This is a genomic window from Methylobacterium sp. CCH7-A2 (assembly GCF_001557075.1).
Taxonomy (GTDB): Bacteria; Pseudomonadota; Alphaproteobacteria; order Rhizobiales; family Beijerinckiaceae; genus Allobosea; species Allobosea massiliensis.
Genome location: NZ_LSKN01000226.1, coordinates 89,592 through 105,333, shown reverse-complemented (window position 1 = coordinate 105,333; position 15,742 = coordinate 89,592). Strand labels below are relative to the sequence as shown.

Below are 15,742 nucleotides of genomic sequence, written 5' to 3'. Positions count from 1 at the left end.
CCACAGCCGGCATTCTCTACCGGATGCCCGACCACCCGGCGATCCTGCAGGAATATGTCTGGCAGGACTACGACCTCGCCCCCCGCTTCCCGGAGCTCAACCGCTTCCTCGACTTCTGGCAGGCCAAGCTCGACGGCAAGCTCTTCCGCGTCACGGTGAGCCATAAGGACCTGATCGGCCCGGCCGATCTGCGCGCGGTGGGCGGCGAGTTCCGGCTGCACTGAGGCCGCCTCGCCGGACTTGACATCGCGAAAAGCACGGCGTCGTCGCATCGCTCTCGACAGCGCCGCGCCTTTCGTCTATGCGCTCGGGCTCAACTGAAAACAGCGTGCCGAACGCCCGCGCAGTCAAGCGCGACAACGGCAATTGGAGAGACCCGTGAACATCATCGAACAGCTCGATCAGGAGCAGATCGCCAAGCTCAGCGAAGGCCGCGAGATCCCGCACTTCCAGCCCGGCGACACCGTGCAGGTCAACGTCAAGGTCAAGGAAGGCGAGCGCAGCCGTGTCCAGGCCTATGAGGGCGTCTGCATCGCCCGCAACGGCGGCGGCCTGAACCAGAGCTTTACCGTCCGCAAGATCAGCTATGGCGAGGGCGTCGAGCGCGTCTTCCCGCTGTTCTCGCCGAACCTCGATTCCATCAAGGTCGTCCGCAAGGGCAAGGTGCGCCGCGCCAAGCTCTATTATCTGCGCGACCGCCGCGGCAAGTCGGCCCGCATCGCCGAGCGCGTCGAGGCCCGTCCCGCCAAGGGCGCCAAGGCCGACGCCAAGTAAGAATTTCGCCTCTGGCGATACAATAGCGAACGCGGTCCCTCGGGGCCGCGTTTTTCGTTGGTGATGGGGCCGTCGCCCGGCTCAGCCCCGCAGCCGCTCCAGCAGCGCCGCGATGTCGCCCTCCGTGTGATAGAGGCCGAAGCCGACGCGCAGCCGGTCGCCGCGGACATCGGTGATGATGCCGGCCTCGTGCAGGGCGCGGTGGCACGCCGCCGCCTGCTCGTGCCGGAAGGTCAGGAAGTTGCCGCGATCGGCGGCGTGCGCCACCACCAGGTTGGCGGGCGCCAGCACGGGATGGCGCAGCGCCGGCAGCCCGGCGAGGAAGAGCGCCTGCAGGGCCTGGGCATGGGCCTGCGCCCCGCCGGCATCGATCCCGTGCTCCGCCATCCAGGACAGCACGGCGTCGAAGCGGTAGAGGCCCGAGGGGTCGAAGGTCGCGCCCATGAAGCGCCAGCCGCTCTCCGCATAGGCGACCTCGTCCTGCGGGCCCGCCAGCGCCCCGAAGGCGGCATACCAGCCCGTGTTGCGCGGTCGCGGGGCGATGCCGGGCGGGCTGTGCAGGAAGCCGATGCCCTCCCCGCCCATCGCGTATTTGTAGCCGCCGGCGAGGTAGAAGGCGCGGTCCGCGATGGGCGCCAGATCGGTCGGGCGCGCCAGGAAGCCGTGATAGCCGTCGATGACGATCAGCCGATCCGGGGCGACGAGCGCCTCGACCAGGCCAGGCAGGTCCGGCAGGGCATAGCCGGAATTGAACAGCACCTGGCTGACGAAGACGAGGTCGATCCGCCCCGCCTCGCGTCCGGCGGCGACGAAGCGCGCGGTGAAGCTCTCGAACGGCTCCGCCGGGACGATGACAAGCTCGACCAGTCCCTCCTCGGCCAGGCGCTGTGTCTGGCGCCGGAAGGAGTGGAACTCGCCGTCGCTGGTGAGGATGCGCACCGGCCGGCCCGGCGCGCAGCAAGACAGCAGGCGGTTGACGAATTCATGCGTGTTGGGCGCCAGCGCCAGCGACTCCGGCGACGGCAGGTTGAGATGCCGCGCGAGCCCCGCCGCAACGCGGCTCCAGACCGGCCCTAGCACCTCGCCCCATTTGTCGTCGACGAGGCGGGCGGCATCGTCCCAGCAGCGGAGCTGCGCGGCGCGCGTCACGTCCGGCCAGAAATGGTGGCTGTGCGCGGCGACATGCAACCGGCCCGCGGCCGCCTGCCGGAACAGCGAAAAATGCTGCGAAAGATCGCGTGGAAAGGCCCGTTTGGTCATGCGTGGCGCCGCTCCCGGCTTGTGCGTGGCGCGAGATACTTTAAGTTTAAAATATTGCTTGTCGAGGCCAGAGCGGGGGATACGCGTCATGAGCCAGCCCGAAAGCCGGATCGAGCCCGGCATGACCACCGACTTCCGGCAGCGGATGAGCTATGGCGACTATCTCGGGCTGGATCTGCTGCTCTCCGCCCAGAAGCCGCTGAGCGACGCCCCCGACGAACCGCTCTTCATCACCATCCATCAGGTCCAGGAACTCTGGCTCAAGCTCTGCGTCCACGAGATCGACGGCGCCATCGCCGCGATCCGGAAAGACGAGCTGTCGCCCGCCTTCAAGTCGCTGGCGCGCGTCTCGCGCATCCAGTCGCAGCTGGTGGCGGCCTGGGACGTGCTCTCCACCATGACGCCGGCGGACTACCTCGCCTTCCGCCCCTCGCTCGGCGAATCCTCCGGCTTCCAGTCCTGGCAGTATCGCGCGCTCGAATTCCGCCTGGGCGCCAAGGACCCGCGCATGCTCGCGGTCCACAAGCATCACCCCGCCGCCCATGCGCTGCTGGAGAAAGCCTATCGCGAGCCCAGCCTCTATGACGAGGCGATCCTGCTGCTGGCGCGGCGCGGCCTGCCTGTGCCGGCGGCCTGCACCGCGCGCGACTGGCGCGAGCCGCATGGTTTCGACGCCGGGCTGCGCGATGTCTGGCTCGGGGTTTATCGCGACACCCGCGGCCATTTCGATCTCTACGAGCTGGCGGAAGAACTGGTCGACATCGAGGACCAGTTCCAGCAATGGCGCTTCCGCCACATGAAGACGGTCGAGCGCATCATCGGCTTCAAGACCGGCACCGGCGGGTCCTCCGGCGTGCAGTTCCTGAAGACGGCCCTCGAACGCCGCTTCTTCCCCGAATTGTGGGATCTGCGCGGACAGCTCTGAGCGGCCCGAGGCGGCACCCAACGACGCCCCCACCTGTCCCCGCCTCGCATTGCCCGGCCAGTCTGGAACTGTTAGAACCGCGCCATGACGAAGCGCCCCGCGAGCGAGCATGGCCGGCTCTGCGTGGTTCGCCGCGAGGCGAACCTGCGCCGCATGCCCACGACGCAGGGTTTCGCGGCGCTGCATGACCATGCCCGCCTGCCTTGGCGCTTCTTCGGCCGCTTCACCGCCTCGATCGCCGCGGGCCTTAGCCGCGCCTGAGACCCGCGCCGCGCGCGGGCGACAGGCGAATGCGTCGTGCCGGCCGGTTCGCAGAGCCGGCCCTTTCCAGTTTCCCACCGCTGTTTCGTTTCCGAGGCTCGAGCCCCATGACCGCGACGTCCGCTCCCCGCACGCTGTACGACAAGATCTTCGACGACCACGTCGTCGATCGGCAGGAGGACGGCACCTGCCTGCTCTATATCGACCGCCACCTCGTCCATGAGGTCACCAGCCCGCAGGCCTTCGAGGGGCTGCGCATGACCGGCCGCAAGGTCCGCGCGCCGGAAAAGACGCTCGCCGTCGTCGACCACAACATCCCCACCACCGATCGCTCCAAGGGCATCGCGGAGGAGGAGAGCCGTATCCAGGTCGAGGCGCTCGCCAAGAACGCCAAGGATTTCGGCGTCGAATACTTCAACGAGCGCGACATCCGCCAGGGCATCGTCCACATCGTCGGCCCCGAGCAGGGCTTCACCCTGCCGGGCACGACCATCGTCTGCGGCGACAGCCACACCTCGACGCATGGCGCCTTCGGGGCGCTGGCGCACGGCATCGGCACCTCCGAGGTCGAGCATGTGCTGGCGACCCAGACGCTGATCCAGAAAAAGGCGAAGAACATGCTCGTCCAGGTGGACGGCACGGTCGCCAAGGGCGTCACCGCCAAGGACATCACGCTCGCCATCATCGGCGAGATCGGCACCGCCGGCGGCACCGGCTCGGTCATCGAATATGCCGGCGAGGCCATCCGCGCGCTCTCGATGGAAGGCCGCATGACGGTCTGCAACATGTCGATCGAGGGCGGGGCCCGCGCCGGCATGGTCGCGCCCGACGAGAAGGCCTACGCCTATCTCAAGGGGCGCCCCAAGGCCCCGCAGGGTGCCGCCTGGGACGAGGCCCTGCGCTACTGGGAGACGCTCTACACCGACGAGGGCGCGCATTTCGACCGCATCGTGAAGCTGGACGCCAACAACCTGCCGCCGATCGTCTCCTGGGGCACCAGCCCGGAGGACGTGATCTCGGTCGCCGGCAGCGTGCCGGATCCCGATCTGATCGACGACGAGGTCAAGCGCAGCTCCAAGAAGCGCGCGCTGGAGTATATGGGCCTCACCCCCGGCACGAAGATGACCGACATCCCGCTCGACGTGATCTGGATCGGCTCCTGCACCAATGGCCGCATCGAGGATCTGCGCGCCGTCGCCAAGATCGTCGAGGGCAAGAAGATCGCGGGCTCGCTCGACTACGCCATGATCGTGCCGGGCTCGGGGCTCGTGAAGCAGCAGGCCGAGGCCGAGGGGCTGGACAAGATCTTCCTCGCCGCCGGCTTCGAATGGCGCGAGCCGGGCTGCTCGATGTGCCTCGGCATGAACCCCGACCAGCTCAAGCCGGGACAGCGCGCCGCCTCGACCTCGAACCGCAACTTCGAGGGCCGCCAGGGCTTCAAGGGCCGCACCCATCTCGTCTCGCCGCAGATGGCCGCGGCCGCCGCGCTGGTGGGGCGGTTCGTCGATGTGAGGCAGCTGGGCTGACCGGGTCTCGCGGGGAGAAACCGCCATGTCGAAGGACCCCCGCGAATCCGCCCGCGCCGCCGAGGCGCAAGCCGCGCTCGACCGCGTCAGGCGCGACAGCGAAAGCCTGCTCGGCTCCTCCATGGGCCGGGCGGCGGATCATTTCGGCGCGAAGGATGCCCCCGAGGGCGACAGGATAGAGCTCTGGGGCCGGCGCATCGGGCGCTCGCTCTCGCTGCTCGGCGTCGTCGTGCTCGCCTGGTGGCTCGGCCATCAGCTGAAGGTCTGGTGATGGGGAGCGTTCCCGCCATTCGGGCCGCCGCGGCCAACCCGGCCGAGATCGACTGGGAGGGTACACGCGCGCCCTCGATCGAGGCCTTCGAGGTCATGGCGCAGGCCGCCTTCGACCGGCTGCCGGAGGAGTTCCGCGCGCTCTGCAGCGACGTGATCTTCAACGTCACCGAATTCCCCGAGGATGATGTCTGCAAGGAGCTCGAGGCCGAGAGCCCCTTCGACATCCTCGGCCTTTTCACCGGCATCGGCCTGCCGCAGCAGGGCTATGCCCCGCAGACCGGCCAGATGCCCAACACCATCCATCTCTACCGCCGCCCGATCCTCGACTACTGGGCCGAGCATGACGAGACGCTGGGCCACATCGTCACCCATGTCCTGATCCACGAGATCGGCCACCATTTCGGCTTCTCGGACGAGGATCTCGAAGCCATCGAACAGGCGGCGGGGTAGCGCATGGGAGCGGAGAAACTCTGGTTCTGGCGGCGGATGCTGGCCACGTGGCTCGACTTCCTGGCCTATTCCCTTGTGTTCGTCATCTTCGTCGTTCTCGCCTTCGGAAGCCGAGACTCGATTCGACTGCAGGGATTCGGGATCACGACATCTCATTGCGGGCCGGTGAAGCTCGATCCAAGCGTCCTGGCGCAAGGCCGCAAACAGATGCCGGACGTGCAGTGGAACCAGGCGGCCCTTTGCGAGGTCAGCAGCTTCGGAGTAGCACGCAATCGCTTCGTGCGCCTGGCGCGGGTCGACAAGGGTACTGACGACGTCATTCGGTCCGTCTCGGTCGATGTCGCGGTGGATGATCTAGGGCGCGCAACCAAACCGTTCTTCCTCGACTGGATCGGGTATCTGGGCTTCCTAGCGGCCATCTTGGCGTGCCAGACCTTGTCGCCATGGCAAGCCACACCGGGCATGCGCCTCTTGGGGCTTCGTCTCGTCGCAGATGATGGCGGTGCAGCGAGTCTCAAACGGGCTGCTCTGCGCCTGCTTTATGCAGGTCTGCTATGGCTGACCATCATCGCAATCGTCTTTGGGCCGGTATGGATGATCGCGGCATACGGCCTGACGGCATGGCTGATGGTTCCGACATTGCTCGTTGCAGGAACATTAAGCTGGCTCGTCTGGCGGCCCTGCTCGGTCAAACGCTCGCTTCCGCTGGCACCGCTCTACGACCTCTGGGCCGGAACCCGCATCGTCCGGACACCCGCTCCAGCGACCTGATGCCATCTAAAGACCGCAAGGAACCCCTCATGCAGCCCTTCACCACCCTGACCTCGACGCCCGCGCCGCTGAAGGTGATCAATGTCGACACCGACATGATCATCCCCAAGCAGTACCTCAAGACGATCAAGCGCACCGGTCTTGGCACCGCGCTGTTCTCGGAGATGCGCTACAAGGAGGACGGCTCGGAGAACCCCGATTTCGTGCTCAACCAGCCGGCCTATCGCAAGTCGGAAATCCTCGTCGCCGGCGACAATTTCGGCTGCGGCTCCTCGCGCGAGCACGCCCCCTGGGCGCTGCTCGACTTCGGCATCCGCTGCGTGATCTCGACGAGCTTCGCCGACATTTTCTACAACAACTGCTTCAAGAACGGCATCCTGCCGATCGTCGTCAGCCCCGAGGACCTCGAGAAGCTGTTCGACGACGCCGATCGCGGCTCCAACGCGACGCTCACGGTCGATCTCGGCAATCAGACCATCAAGGGCCCGGACGGCGGCGAGATCCGCTTCGAGATCGACCCCTTCCGCAAGCACTGCCTGATGAACGGCCTCGACGATATCGGCCTGACCATGGAGAAGGCGCCGAAGATCGAGGCCTATGAGGAGAAGCTGAAGACGCGCGCCTGGGCTTGATCGAGGCCCGCTGCGCCGACAATCAGCAGCCCTCATCCTGAGGAGCCGCGTCAGCGGCGTCTCGAAGGACGGGGGCTGCGGGTCGATGGCCCCGCTTGGACAACAGCACCAGTTGGTCGAAATTCTGGGCGATCAGGGCTTCCTTCTTGGCTCGCGACCAACCCTTGATGCGTCGCTCCATCGCGATGGCGTCCGTGATGGCCTGAAAATGCTCGGCAAAGACCAGCACCACCGGCAACCGGGTCGCGGTGAATGCCTCTGGGTTCTGTGCGCTCTGGTGTTCTCCGAGACGGACCTCGACCGTCTTGCGGGTCGAGCCCGTATAATAGGCACCGTCGGCGCAACGGAGAATGTAGACCCAGCAACCGTCCGTCTCGCGCATCTTCCCTCCCGGTAAAGATCAGCCTCCAAGGCAGACGAGGATCTCGCGCAGTCTGGAGCATCCTTCGAGACGCCGCTACGCGGCTCCTCAGGATGAGGGCTGCGGTTACGCGAGCCCCCTACCCCACCAGCCCCGCCATCGGCCCGATCCCGCCGCTGCCGGGAAAGACCTTCTCCGCCAGCACCGGTCCTGACACGCCGAACAGATCCGCGACCACGCCCTTCGCCACGGCGCGAATGTCGGTGGTGGGCTTCAGGTCGCGCTTCTCGTGGAGCTGCTCCAGCTTCAGCCCCGGCCAGTCGACGATCATCCGCCCGCCCTTGACGGCGCCGCCGACGAGGAAGGCGACCGTGCCGGTGCCGTGATCGGTGCCGACGGTGCCGTTGACCTTCGCGGTGCGGCCGAACTCGGTGACGACCATCACCACCGTATCCTTCCAGACCGGCTTGAGGCCCTGCTCGAAGGTCGCCAGCGCGCCGTCGAGCCCGCCCAACAGCTGCGCCAGCCGGCCCCTGGCGCCACCCTCATTGGCATGGGTATCCCAGCCCTCGAAGGCGAGCGCGGCAATCCGCGGCCCGTCATCGGCGCCGACCAGCGCCGCCGCGCCGTCGGCGATGCGCTTCATGCCCTCCGCGCTGTCGGGCCCGCCGCCGCCCCTCGCCTCGCCGCTCATGCCCTGGCGCCTGGCGATCTCCTCGGTCAACTTCGCCTGGGCGAGCGCACGGGCGAGCCCCGGATCGCGCTGCCCGTAGAGATCCTCCAGCCGCTGGATCAGATCGGAGCCGGCCCGCGCCATCCGCGGCGGCGCCCAGCCCAGCACCGGCGCCTCGCCCCGCACCACCAGCGGCGGCACCACGCCGACCCCGAGCACGCCCTTGCGCGAGATGCCCTCCCCGGCCGGAAGACTGGCGATCAGCCGGTTGAGCCAGCCACTCTCGGTCTTGCCCGGACCGCCCTGCCCGCTCTCCAGCACATCCTGCCCGTCGAAATGCGAGCGCTCGCGATAGCCGGTGGCGGCCGCATGCACGACCGACGCATGGCCGGCGGCATAGAGCCGGGCGAGGTTCGGCATCGCGGGGTGCAGATAGAAGAATCCGTCGAGCGGCAGCGCCGCATCGGGGCCGTCCTTCGTCAGCGCGATGCCCTCGCGCAGGCCGGCATAATCGGGGTCGCCCAGCGGCGGCACGGCCGAGAGCCCGTCCAGCGCGCCGCACAGCACGACCAGCAGGAAGCGCGGGTCGCGGGCGCCCGCCGCCGCATAGGCGAATCTCGGCACGAAGGACCAGGCGAAGAGCGCCCCGGCCGCACCCAGCACGGCACGGCGCGACGGCGTCATCTTTTCGCAATCATCGTCGTCGTCGAGCATCGGGCTCACCTCCGCTGGAATTCGGGCGACAGCAGCAGCAGCGCCAGCGCCTGCGGCTTGCTGTCGGCGCGCGCCACCGCCTGACGCGTCTCGGGCGAGAGCAGAGGCCCGAGGATGTCCTCGGTCAGGGCGCGGGGATCGGGCACGCTGCCGGCAGCCTGCCGGCCCCAGCCGGCCGCGACGTCGATGCGCGTCTTGATGCCCTCGGGCGAGGCCCAGGCCTCGTTGCCATCGGGATAGCCATTGGGGCCAGACGGCTGCCAGAAGGGCTGTCCCATCGCAGTCAGCGGGCCGACGATCTGGCCGAACTCGGCCTTGCGCCCGAGCGCGCGGAAGGCGGCCAGCAGGAACTCCTGCGGCGATCGGATCTTCGTCGGCTCAGCGGTCCAGGCGGCATTCGACTCGACCAGGGCTCGCGACACGGCGGCGAGATCGCCCTCGGTCTTCCTGAACACGGCAGACAATTCGCGCACCAGCGCCGGCGGCGGCTCGTCGGCAACGAAATGCCGGACGAGCTTGATCGCGATGAAATCGGCCGTCGCGGGATGGCGGGCGAGATCGGTCAGCGCCGCCAGCCCCTTCTCCTTGCCCGGCTGGCCATAGGGCTTGCCGAGGAGTTCCGGCGCACCCGGCTCGTGCAACCCGGCATTGAAGGCAAAGGAGCCGGGGAAGCCCAGCACCGCCTCGCGGCCGACCACCGTCCAGCCCGTGATGATCCGCGCCAGATTGGTGACGTCGACCTGGGCATAGCCGCCCGAGACCCCGAGCGTGTGCAACTCCAGGATCTCGCGGGCGAGGTTCTCGTTGAGCCCGCGGCCGCGCCGCTTGCCGGCTGGCGAGGACGGGCCGATCGAAAGACGGTTGTCGAGAAACTCCAGCATGGCCGGGTGGCTCTCGGCCGCGACCAGCATATCCGCGAAGCGGCCGAAGACATGCGGACGGATCGCCTCGCGCTCATAGGCGCCGGCCATGATCCGCGTCATGTTGCTCTTGGTGGCGCCGATGCAGAAATGGTTCGACCAGAACTGGACGAGCCGTTCCCCGAAACCGGTCTCGGCCTCCAGCGCCAGCCGCACCCGTGCCGAAACCTCGTCGCGATAGGTCCGATAGGGCAGCGCCGGCTCATTGGCGGGTTTGGGCTGAGCCATCTGGTTCTGGGCGCCAGAGGTTTGACCCGGAGGCGCCGCAGCCGCCGCGACCTGCTGGCCGGCAGGGGGCTTCGCCTCGCGCGCCGCCCGCTCGGCATCCTCGAACGCGTAGAGTGCCGCCCCGATCTCGGCGGCACCCGAAAAGGGCAGCCCGGTCGGCTGCGGCAGGGTGCGTCGCTCGATCTCGGCGAGGCAGCGCTCCCGCGCCGCCCCCCGGATGCCGGCATCCTGGCCCAGGCCGAACCCCAGCCCGAAGCGCTGTAACCCCACGCTCTCGCTGCGCAACACGCTCGGGCTCGCCATGCGTCGCCTCCGGCCGGGTCCTTCTCGTGACAGAGACTAGAGCCTCAATCGTGGCGAAAAACGGAAAGCGGCCGGGACAATGCGAGGCTTTGTCGTCGCGAGTTGCGCGCAGCACGCCACAAACTGACGACTTTGAACAAAAAGAAGCCACCGCCCGGATCGGGCGGTGGCCTTGTTTCGGCGCGAAAGACGCCCGTCGTCACATCGCCGGCAGCACGGCCACGTCGCGCACCGTGCCGCTCAGCCCGGCGATCTTGCCGACCATCGTCGCCTTGCCGGAGGTGAGATCGACCTTGTGGAGCGCGCCGTCGGCGACCAGCCAGCCGGTGTTGCTGCCATCCGCCGCCGTCTCGATGTCGAAGGCGATCGCCTTCGGCATCGCGCCGAGCTTGCCGACCGCGCCGAGCACGCCGTCATTCGGCGGCGCCTGCTTCAGCAGCGCGCCGATCTTGGCGTCGATGTCGTAGAGCGCCGTCTCCTTGGTGCCCTTCACGGAATTGGTGTAGGCGCCGGCGACGACCATCGGCGTCTCGCCCTTGTGCATGTCGGTCTCGGCGAATTTCAGCGTGCCGTCGACCACGACCTTTCCGTCGTCGACATTGACGCGATAATTCGTGCCGTCCGCGCCCATGACCCGCAGACGGTCGGCCGCCGGGTTGAAGTCGACGGTCGCCATCGTCGAAGCCGAGAGGACCTTGTCCATCTTCGACTTCATCGTCGCCTTGCCGGCCGCGTCGACCGTGTAGATCGTGCCGTCGGTGGATAGCGCATAGAGCATGCCGTCGGCCGGGCGCACATCGATACCGGCGATCTTGCCGGCGATGCCGGTCACTTTCATCGACTTGCCGGCTTTCTGCGTCGCGGTGTCGATCATCGTCAGGGTGTCGTCGCCGGTGAGCGCGGCGAGCATTCCGGCCTGGGCGGAGAGCGAGGCGGAGAGCGACGCCCCGAGAAGAGTCGAGGCGGTCAGCGCAAGGCGCAGTGTCCTGGTCATGTCATTGTCCTCCGGGTTCTGTTGCGGTACCGCTCGGTGCTGAGCTCGCGGCACTCCCAGCGGCTATCGCGGCGGAGCGCGCGTGGATGCAGACTGAAAAATAAAGGAAAATCCTGCATCCGGAGGGGAACCGGCACTGTATTCCCGTGTTGGGCGTCGGTGCCCCGGCGGTGCCGCAGGGCTGGAGACGGTGGGGGACTTCACGTTGACGCAGAAGGCGGGCGAGATCGAAGCGGCGCTGCTGGCTTGCGCCGCTGGAGATAAATCCGCGCTCCGGCGCATCTATGACGCCGAGTCGCCGCGTATGATCGGTGTCGCCCAGCGTCTGCTGAAGCGTCGCGCCTTGGCCGAGGAGGCTGTGCAGGATGCGTTCGTCCTGATCTGGCGGCATGCCGCGCGGTTCGATCCGCAGCGCGGCGCCGGCCTGACCTGGATCTACGCCATTCTGCGCAACCGTGCCCTTTCCATCCTGCGCGACGAGAAGCGGACCGAGACGAGCGAAGCGCCCCTCGGGGAAGAAACCGCAAGCGAAGAGGACGATCCGGAAACCGTGATGTCGAAGCTGTCCGACGCCAAGGCGCTGCATGCCTGCCTGGAGACGCTGCCGCCGCAGCGGCGCGGCCTCGTGCTGCTCGCCTTCGTCCAGGGCCTGACCCATGGCGAGATCGCCGGCAAGCTCGGCCTGCCGATCGGCAGCGTCAAATCCTGGATCCGGCGCTCGCTGATCGCCCTAAAGGAGTGCCTCGGATGAGCCCCTCCCCTGAATCGGCTCCCGATCGCGACGCGCTCGCCGGCGAATATGTGCTCGGCCTCGTCGAGGGTGCGGATCGCGAGCGGCTCGAGCAGCGCATCGCGCGCGAGCCGGCTCTGGCCGCGAGCGTCGAAAGCTGGCGCGGTCATCTCGCCGCCATCGACGCGACAGCCCGGCCGATCCCGCCCTCGCCCGGCCTCTGGGCGCGGATCGAGGCTGAGATCGCGGCCATCCTGCCCGCTGCCGAGCGCGGCCGCGCCAAGGCGGTGAAGGCCGGCGGCACACTCGCAGATTGGTGGAACAGCCTCTTCATCTGGCGTGGAGCAGCACTTGCCGGCGCGCTCGCCGCGATCCTGCTCGCCATTGGCCTCAACAGCGCGCTCGACCGCGCCAAGCGCCAGCCGCTGATGGTCGCCGTGCTGCTGACGGACACCAACGTCGCTGCGGCCGTGGTCAACACTTATCCCGACGGCCGCGTCGAGATGGTGCCGCTGCAGAACATTGCGGTTCCCGAAGGCAAGGCGCTGGAGATCTGGACGCTCTGGGACCGTGCTGTCGGCCCCCGTTCCGTCGGCCTGATCGACCGCGCCCGTACCACGCCGCTGCGACTCGACCAGTTGCCGTTGGGCACCAATCAGCTCTTCGAGATCACGATCGAACCGGCCACCGGCTCGCCGACGGGCCGCCCGACCGGGCCGATCGTCGCGAAGGGAACGACGTCGCAGGCGTTGTGAGGGGGCGCCTGAAGCGCGCCGTCATCCTGGCCGGAGCGAAGCGAAGGCCGGGATCCATTGTAGGGCTCGGCAGCGCGCTACGATGGATCCCGGGCCGACCTTCGGTCACCCCAGGATGACGCGCTGGTTCAGGCGATCCACTTCATACCACCACCGTGATCGTCTCAGCCGCCCGCGTCAGTCCCGTATAGAGCCAGCGCGCCCGGTGCTCGCGGAAGGCGAAGCTCTCGTCGAAGAGCACGATGTCGTTCCATTGCGAGCCCTGCGCCTTGTGGACGGTCAGCGCGTAGCCGAAGGTGAACTCGTCGGTGTGCTTGCGCAGCTCCCAGGGGATCTCTTCCTCCGTGCCGTCGAAGAAGTTCGGCAGCACCGAGACCTTGACCGGCTTAGCGTTGGGGTCATCCTCCGGCGTCACGCGCATGGTGACGAGGCCCTTTTTCGAGGTCTTCAGCTCCTGCACGATCCAGGAGCCGCCATTGAGCAGGCCCTTGCTCTTGTCGTTGCGCAGGCAGACCAGCTTCTCGCCCGCCACCGGCACGGTCTCGGTGCGGCCCATGATCTGGCGCATGCGGGCGTTGTAGTTGCGCCGCGTCTTGTTCAGGCCGACGAGGACCTGGTCGGCGCTCATCACCAGCTGCGGATCGACCTCGCTGCGCCGGATCACGCGGCTCTTGCCGTAATCGCCGACATCCAGCCGGCCGCCCTCGCGGATCGTCATCGACATCCGCACGATCGGGTTGTCCGCCGCCTGCCGGTGGACCTCGGTCAGCATGATGTCGGGCTCGGCCTCGGTGAAGAAGCCGCCGCCCTTGACGGGGGGAAGCTGCGCCGGATCGCCCAGCACCAGCACCGGCGTGCCGAAGGAGAGCAGGTCGCGGCCGAGATCCTCATCCACCATCGAGCACTCGTCGATGATGATCAGCTTGGCCTTGGCCGCAGCGCTCTCGCGGTTGAGCACGAAGGTCGGGCTCTCCTCGTCGACCCCCCGGGATCGGTAGATCAGCGAATGGATGGTTTGCGCGCCCACGCAGCCCTTGTTGCGCAGCACGAGCGCGGCCTTGCCGGTGAAGGCGGCAAACGCGACGTCGCCGTCGACGGCCTCGGCGATGTGGCGCGCGAGCGTCGTCTTGCCCGTGCCGGCATAGCCGAACAGGCGGAAGAGCTGCGGCTCGCCGGCCTGCAGCCAGCGCGCGACCGCGCTCAGCGCGGCATCCTGTTGCGGGGACCAGCTCATGCAGCGATGCGGCAAAGGGAAATCATGCCGCAGATGGGGACGAGTCGCGCCACGATGGCAAGCGCGAAGGCGAAGGCCTCAGGCTGCACGCAGGCGGCGCACGAAATCCAGCGCCTCGCGCTGCAGGCTGCCGATGCGCTCGTCCAGCGCGCGGGCGCTCGCCGCCCCCATATCGGCCTGGCCGACGCTCTGGGCATTGGCGACCGCGATCTCCGACATCGCACCCGCCGCGGTCCCGGTGACCTCCGAGATGTGAGCGACGGTCTCGCCAAGAGAGTTCACCAGCTCGGCCTGTGAGCCGACCATGGTCGAGATCTCGACGCTGGCCTGCTCGACCGCGCCGACGCTGGAGGCGATCGCCGAGACCGCACCCGCGGCATGCGACAGCGCCTCGTTGACCTGCACGATCCGGGTCACGATCTGACCCGTCGCGCTCGCCGTCTGCGCCGATAGCGCCTTGACCTCACTGGCCACGACGGCAAAGCCGCGCCCATGCGGCCCGGCGCGCGCGGCCTCGATCGTCGCATTGAGGGCGAGCAGATTGGTCTGCCGGGCGATCGCCTCGATCAGGCCGACGACCTCGCGGATCCGGGTGGCATTGTCGGTCAGGCGCTCGACCAGCGCCGTCGTGCCGACGGCCTCCCGTGTCGCCTCGGTTGCCATCACCGACACGCGCCGGACCTCTTCATTGATCTGCCCGATGACCTGCTCGAGCCGCCAGGCCGCCTCGCTGCTGCGCTGGGCTTCCGCACCCGCGCCCCCCACCGAGGCGGCGGCCGTCTCGGCACTGCGCGAGACCTGATGCACCCGCACCGCCGAGTCCTGGAGCGCTGAATGCAGGCTCTCGCTCGCCACGCCGATCTCGGACAGCAGCGTGCCGAGCCGCTGCTCGAACTCGTCGGCGATGCGGTGAAGGTCCTGCGTGCGCTGCCTTCGGTTGCGCTGCGCCAGATCGGCCTCCGCCTCGCGCGTGATGAGCGTCGCGCGGACCTCGCTGAGGCTGTGCACGACGCGGGCGAGTTGCCCGATCTCGTCAGAGCGCTCCTGGTGCGGCACTTGCGCCGGTGCGTTGGAGGAACTCACCCGTCCGATCGTCGCCATCAGGTCACGCAGCGGCCGCACCAGATGCAGGCGCAGCAGCAGGAACGTGGCGAACCCGCCGGCGAGCGGCAGGAGCAGCGCCAGGGCGATGGTGCGCCAGCGCACCGCCGCAGCGAGCGCCACCGACCGGGCCCGGGCGTCGTCCGCGCGCCGCCCGAGCTCATCACGCAGCGACGTCGTGGTGACGATAATCTGGCGGACGTTCTCGCGCGCCTCCTCGGCATCGGCCTCGAGCAGCGCCGCTTTCGGCGAAACCCGCCGGCCGATCTCGACGATGCCGCGCTGGAAGGCGATGAAGGTCCGGATCCGCGGATCGAGCGTCGGATTGGCCTCCCGCATGGCCGGGGGCAGCGACGAGGCGAGGCCTGCCCGCGCCGAATCGACCAGCTCGATCGCGCCGTCGAGCTGGTCGAGCGCCGCATCCATCTGCCGCCTGTCGGCATCGGCGTTCAGCCGGCTGAGCAGCGAGGCATAGGTGACCCGGTTCGCCAGCAGAGCGGCGGCATTGGCGAGATCGAGCGCCTCGATGGCTTCTTCGTCGATGCCGCGCACCTCGTCGAGGCCCCGGATCGCGCTGACCAACCCCGCCGCCGCCGTCAGACTGAGCAGCGCGAAGAGCAGGATGATCTTGCCCGTCAGTCCCAGTCTCAGCATCGTCAGGCCGCCATCGTCACGCTGGCGAGACCCTTCGCAGACGCGAAAGAACGACAGGTTAACGCCGAGGCGAAATTGACATCAATTTCAATAGATTAGCCGATTAAGAGCATGGCGGGCGAACAGATGGCGCGAGGCATGGCTGGACATTGAACCCGGCCGCACCTTCGCTAAGGTCAAAGGCCGTGACGGAGGCTGTTCGA

At 68.1% G+C, this 15,742-nt stretch carries 18 protein-coding genes; 11 read left to right on the top strand and 7 right to left on the bottom strand.

Features of this window, described 5'->3' with window-relative positions:
* Window positions 1-224 (top strand): protein usg (locus AX750_RS17010; RefSeq protein WP_066724858.1); only part of this gene is annotated, 224 nt, incomplete at its 5' end.
* A gap of 154 nt (window positions 225-378) precedes the next feature.
* Window positions 379-774 (top strand): 50S ribosomal protein L19, encoded by a 396-nt coding sequence (gene rplS / locus AX750_RS17005; RefSeq protein ID WP_066724822.1) that lies wholly within the window; start codon window positions 379-381, stop codon window positions 772-774.
* A gap of 81 nt (window positions 775-855) precedes the next feature.
* Here the strand turns inward: rplS and AX750_RS17000 are convergent, their stop codons facing one another.
* Window positions 856-2,034: an aminotransferase class V-fold PLP-dependent enzyme gene (locus tag AX750_RS17000; protein WP_066724819.1), complete on the bottom strand. Its 1,179-nt coding sequence runs from the start codon at window positions 2,032-2,034 to the stop codon at window positions 856-858.
* Window positions 2,035-2,122: 88 nt separating this feature from the next.
* On the opposite strand from AX750_RS17000, the gene kynA reads away from it, so the two are divergent.
* From kynA to leuD, 7 genes are all read left to right on the top strand, one after another.
* Window positions 2,123-2,959, top strand: coding sequence for a tryptophan 2,3-dioxygenase (gene kynA / locus AX750_RS16995; protein WP_066724816.1), 837 nt, complete (start codon window positions 2,123-2,125; stop codon window positions 2,957-2,959).
* An 84-nt stretch (window positions 2,960-3,043) separates the two neighbouring features.
* Window positions 3,044-3,220 carry a hypothetical protein gene (locus tag AX750_RS26200; RefSeq protein WP_156446650.1) on the top strand — a complete coding sequence of 59 codons (177 nt, stop codon included), beginning with the start codon at window positions 3,044-3,046 and terminating at the stop codon, window positions 3,218-3,220.
* 107 nt (window positions 3,221-3,327) lie between these two features.
* On the top strand, window positions 3,328-4,746 hold the full coding sequence (leuC, locus tag AX750_RS16990; RefSeq protein ID WP_066724813.1) for a 3-isopropylmalate dehydratase large subunit: 1,419 nt from the start codon (window positions 3,328-3,330) through the stop codon (window positions 4,744-4,746).
* A gap of 25 nt (window positions 4,747-4,771) precedes the next feature.
* Window positions 4,772-5,017 (top strand): hypothetical protein, encoded by a 246-nt coding sequence (locus AX750_RS16985; RefSeq protein ID WP_066724811.1) that lies wholly within the window; start codon window positions 4,772-4,774, stop codon window positions 5,015-5,017.
* Window positions 5,018-5,112: 95 nt separating this feature from the next.
* The gene (locus AX750_RS16980) at window positions 5,113-5,469 is read left to right on the top strand and encodes a metallopeptidase family protein (protein ID WP_245282422.1); all 357 of its coding nucleotides are present in this window, start codon (window positions 5,113-5,115) and stop codon (window positions 5,467-5,469) included.
* Window positions 5,470-5,472: 3 nt separating this feature from the next.
* Window positions 5,473-6,240: an RDD family protein gene (locus AX750_RS16975; protein WP_066724809.1), complete on the top strand. Its 768-nt coding sequence runs from the start codon at window positions 5,473-5,475 to the stop codon at window positions 6,238-6,240.
* Between the two features lie 29 nt (window positions 6,241-6,269).
* A complete protein-coding gene (gene leuD, locus AX750_RS16970) occupies window positions 6,270-6,872 on the top strand; it encodes a 3-isopropylmalate dehydratase small subunit (protein WP_066724801.1) in 603 nt (200 codons plus the stop codon).
* Between the two features lie 22 nt (window positions 6,873-6,894).
* On the opposite strand, the gene AX750_RS16965 is transcribed toward leuD, so the two are convergent.
* From AX750_RS16965 to AX750_RS16950, 4 genes are all read right to left on the bottom strand, one after another.
* Window positions 6,895-7,254, bottom strand: coding sequence for a GIY-YIG nuclease family protein (locus AX750_RS16965; RefSeq protein WP_066724798.1), 360 nt, complete (start codon window positions 7,252-7,254; stop codon window positions 6,895-6,897).
* A 118-nt stretch (window positions 7,255-7,372) separates the two neighbouring features.
* Complete coding sequence (locus AX750_RS16960) at window positions 7,373-8,620, bottom strand: DUF1501 domain-containing protein (protein WP_066724796.1); 1,248 nt, start codon at window positions 8,618-8,620, stop codon at window positions 7,373-7,375.
* Window positions 8,621-8,625: 5 nt separating this feature from the next.
* On the bottom strand, window positions 8,626-10,071 hold the full coding sequence (locus tag AX750_RS16955) for a DUF1800 family protein (RefSeq protein ID WP_066724794.1): 1,446 nt from the start codon (window positions 10,069-10,071) through the stop codon (window positions 8,626-8,628).
* 199 nt (window positions 10,072-10,270) lie between these two features.
* The gene (locus tag AX750_RS16950) at window positions 10,271-11,065 is read right to left on the bottom strand and encodes a DUF4394 domain-containing protein (RefSeq protein WP_066724792.1); all 795 of its coding nucleotides are present in this window, start codon (window positions 11,063-11,065) and stop codon (window positions 10,271-10,273) included.
* A 205-nt stretch (window positions 11,066-11,270) separates the two neighbouring features.
* On the opposite strand from AX750_RS16950, the gene AX750_RS16945 reads away from it, so the two are divergent.
* Entirely contained in the window at window positions 11,271-11,816 is a 546-nt protein-coding gene (locus AX750_RS16945; protein WP_245282419.1) for a sigma-70 family RNA polymerase sigma factor, read from the top strand.
* Window positions 11,813-12,550, top strand: a complete 738-nt coding sequence (locus AX750_RS16940) for an anti-sigma factor (RefSeq protein ID WP_066724787.1) — start codon at window positions 11,813-11,815, stop codon at window positions 12,548-12,550. The genes AX750_RS16945 and AX750_RS16940 overlap by 4 nt, the downstream gene beginning before the upstream one ends.
* A 142-nt stretch (window positions 12,551-12,692) precedes the next feature.
* Here the strand turns inward: AX750_RS16940 and AX750_RS16935 are convergent, their stop codons facing one another.
* A complete protein-coding gene (locus AX750_RS16935) occupies window positions 12,693-13,784 on the bottom strand; it encodes an AAA family ATPase (protein WP_066724783.1) in 1,092 nt (363 codons plus the stop codon).
* A 78-nt stretch (window positions 13,785-13,862) separates the two neighbouring features.
* The gene (locus AX750_RS16930; RefSeq protein ID WP_066724781.1) at window positions 13,863-15,539 is read right to left on the bottom strand and encodes a methyl-accepting chemotaxis protein; all 1,677 of its coding nucleotides are present in this window, start codon (window positions 15,537-15,539) and stop codon (window positions 13,863-13,865) included.
* Between the last annotated feature and the right edge of the window lie 203 nt (window positions 15,540-15,742).

What these genes read in the sequence shown, in the direction of transcription:
- AX750_RS17000 (WP_066724819.1), bottom strand. Translation starts at nt 2,034, where the DNA reads ATGACCAAACGGGCCTTTCCACGCGATCTTTCGCAGCATTTTTCGCTG.
- kynA (WP_066724816.1), top strand. Translation starts at nt 2,123, where the DNA reads ATGAGCCAGCCCGAAAGCCGGATCGAGCCCGGCATGACCACCGACTTC.
- AX750_RS26200 (WP_156446650.1), top strand. Translation starts at nt 3,044, where the DNA reads ATGACGAAGCGCCCCGCGAGCGAGCATGGCCGGCTCTGCGTGGTTCGC.
- leuC (WP_066724813.1), top strand. Translation starts at nt 3,328, where the DNA reads ATGACCGCGACGTCCGCTCCCCGCACGCTGTACGACAAGATCTTCGAC.
- AX750_RS16985 (WP_066724811.1), top strand. Translation starts at nt 4,772, where the DNA reads ATGTCGAAGGACCCCCGCGAATCCGCCCGCGCCGCCGAGGCGCAAGCC.
- AX750_RS16980 (WP_245282422.1), top strand. Translation starts at nt 5,113, where the DNA reads ATGGCGCAGGCCGCCTTCGACCGGCTGCCGGAGGAGTTCCGCGCGCTC.
- AX750_RS16975 (WP_066724809.1), top strand. Translation starts at nt 5,473, where the DNA reads ATGGGAGCGGAGAAACTCTGGTTCTGGCGGCGGATGCTGGCCACGTGG.
- leuD (WP_066724801.1), top strand. Translation starts at nt 6,270, where the DNA reads ATGCAGCCCTTCACCACCCTGACCTCGACGCCCGCGCCGCTGAAGGTG.
- AX750_RS16965 (WP_066724798.1), bottom strand. Translation starts at nt 7,254, where the DNA reads ATGCGCGAGACGGACGGTTGCTGGGTCTACATTCTCCGTTGCGCCGAC.
- AX750_RS16960 (WP_066724796.1), bottom strand. Translation starts at nt 8,620, where the DNA reads ATGCTCGACGACGACGATGATTGCGAAAAGATGACGCCGTCGCGCCGT.
- AX750_RS16955 (WP_066724794.1), bottom strand. Translation starts at nt 10,071, where the DNA reads ATGGCGAGCCCGAGCGTGTTGCGCAGCGAGAGCGTGGGGTTACAGCGC.
- AX750_RS16950 (WP_066724792.1), bottom strand. Translation starts at nt 11,065, where the DNA reads ATGACCAGGACACTGCGCCTTGCGCTGACCGCCTCGACTCTTCTCGGG.
- AX750_RS16940 (WP_066724787.1), top strand. Translation starts at nt 11,813, where the DNA reads ATGAGCCCCTCCCCTGAATCGGCTCCCGATCGCGACGCGCTCGCCGGC.
- AX750_RS16935 (WP_066724783.1), bottom strand. Translation starts at nt 13,784, where the DNA reads ATGAGCTGGTCCCCGCAACAGGATGCCGCGCTGAGCGCGGTCGCGCGC.
- AX750_RS16930 (WP_066724781.1), bottom strand. Translation starts at nt 15,539, where the DNA reads ATGCTGAGACTGGGACTGACGGGCAAGATCATCCTGCTCTTCGCGCTG.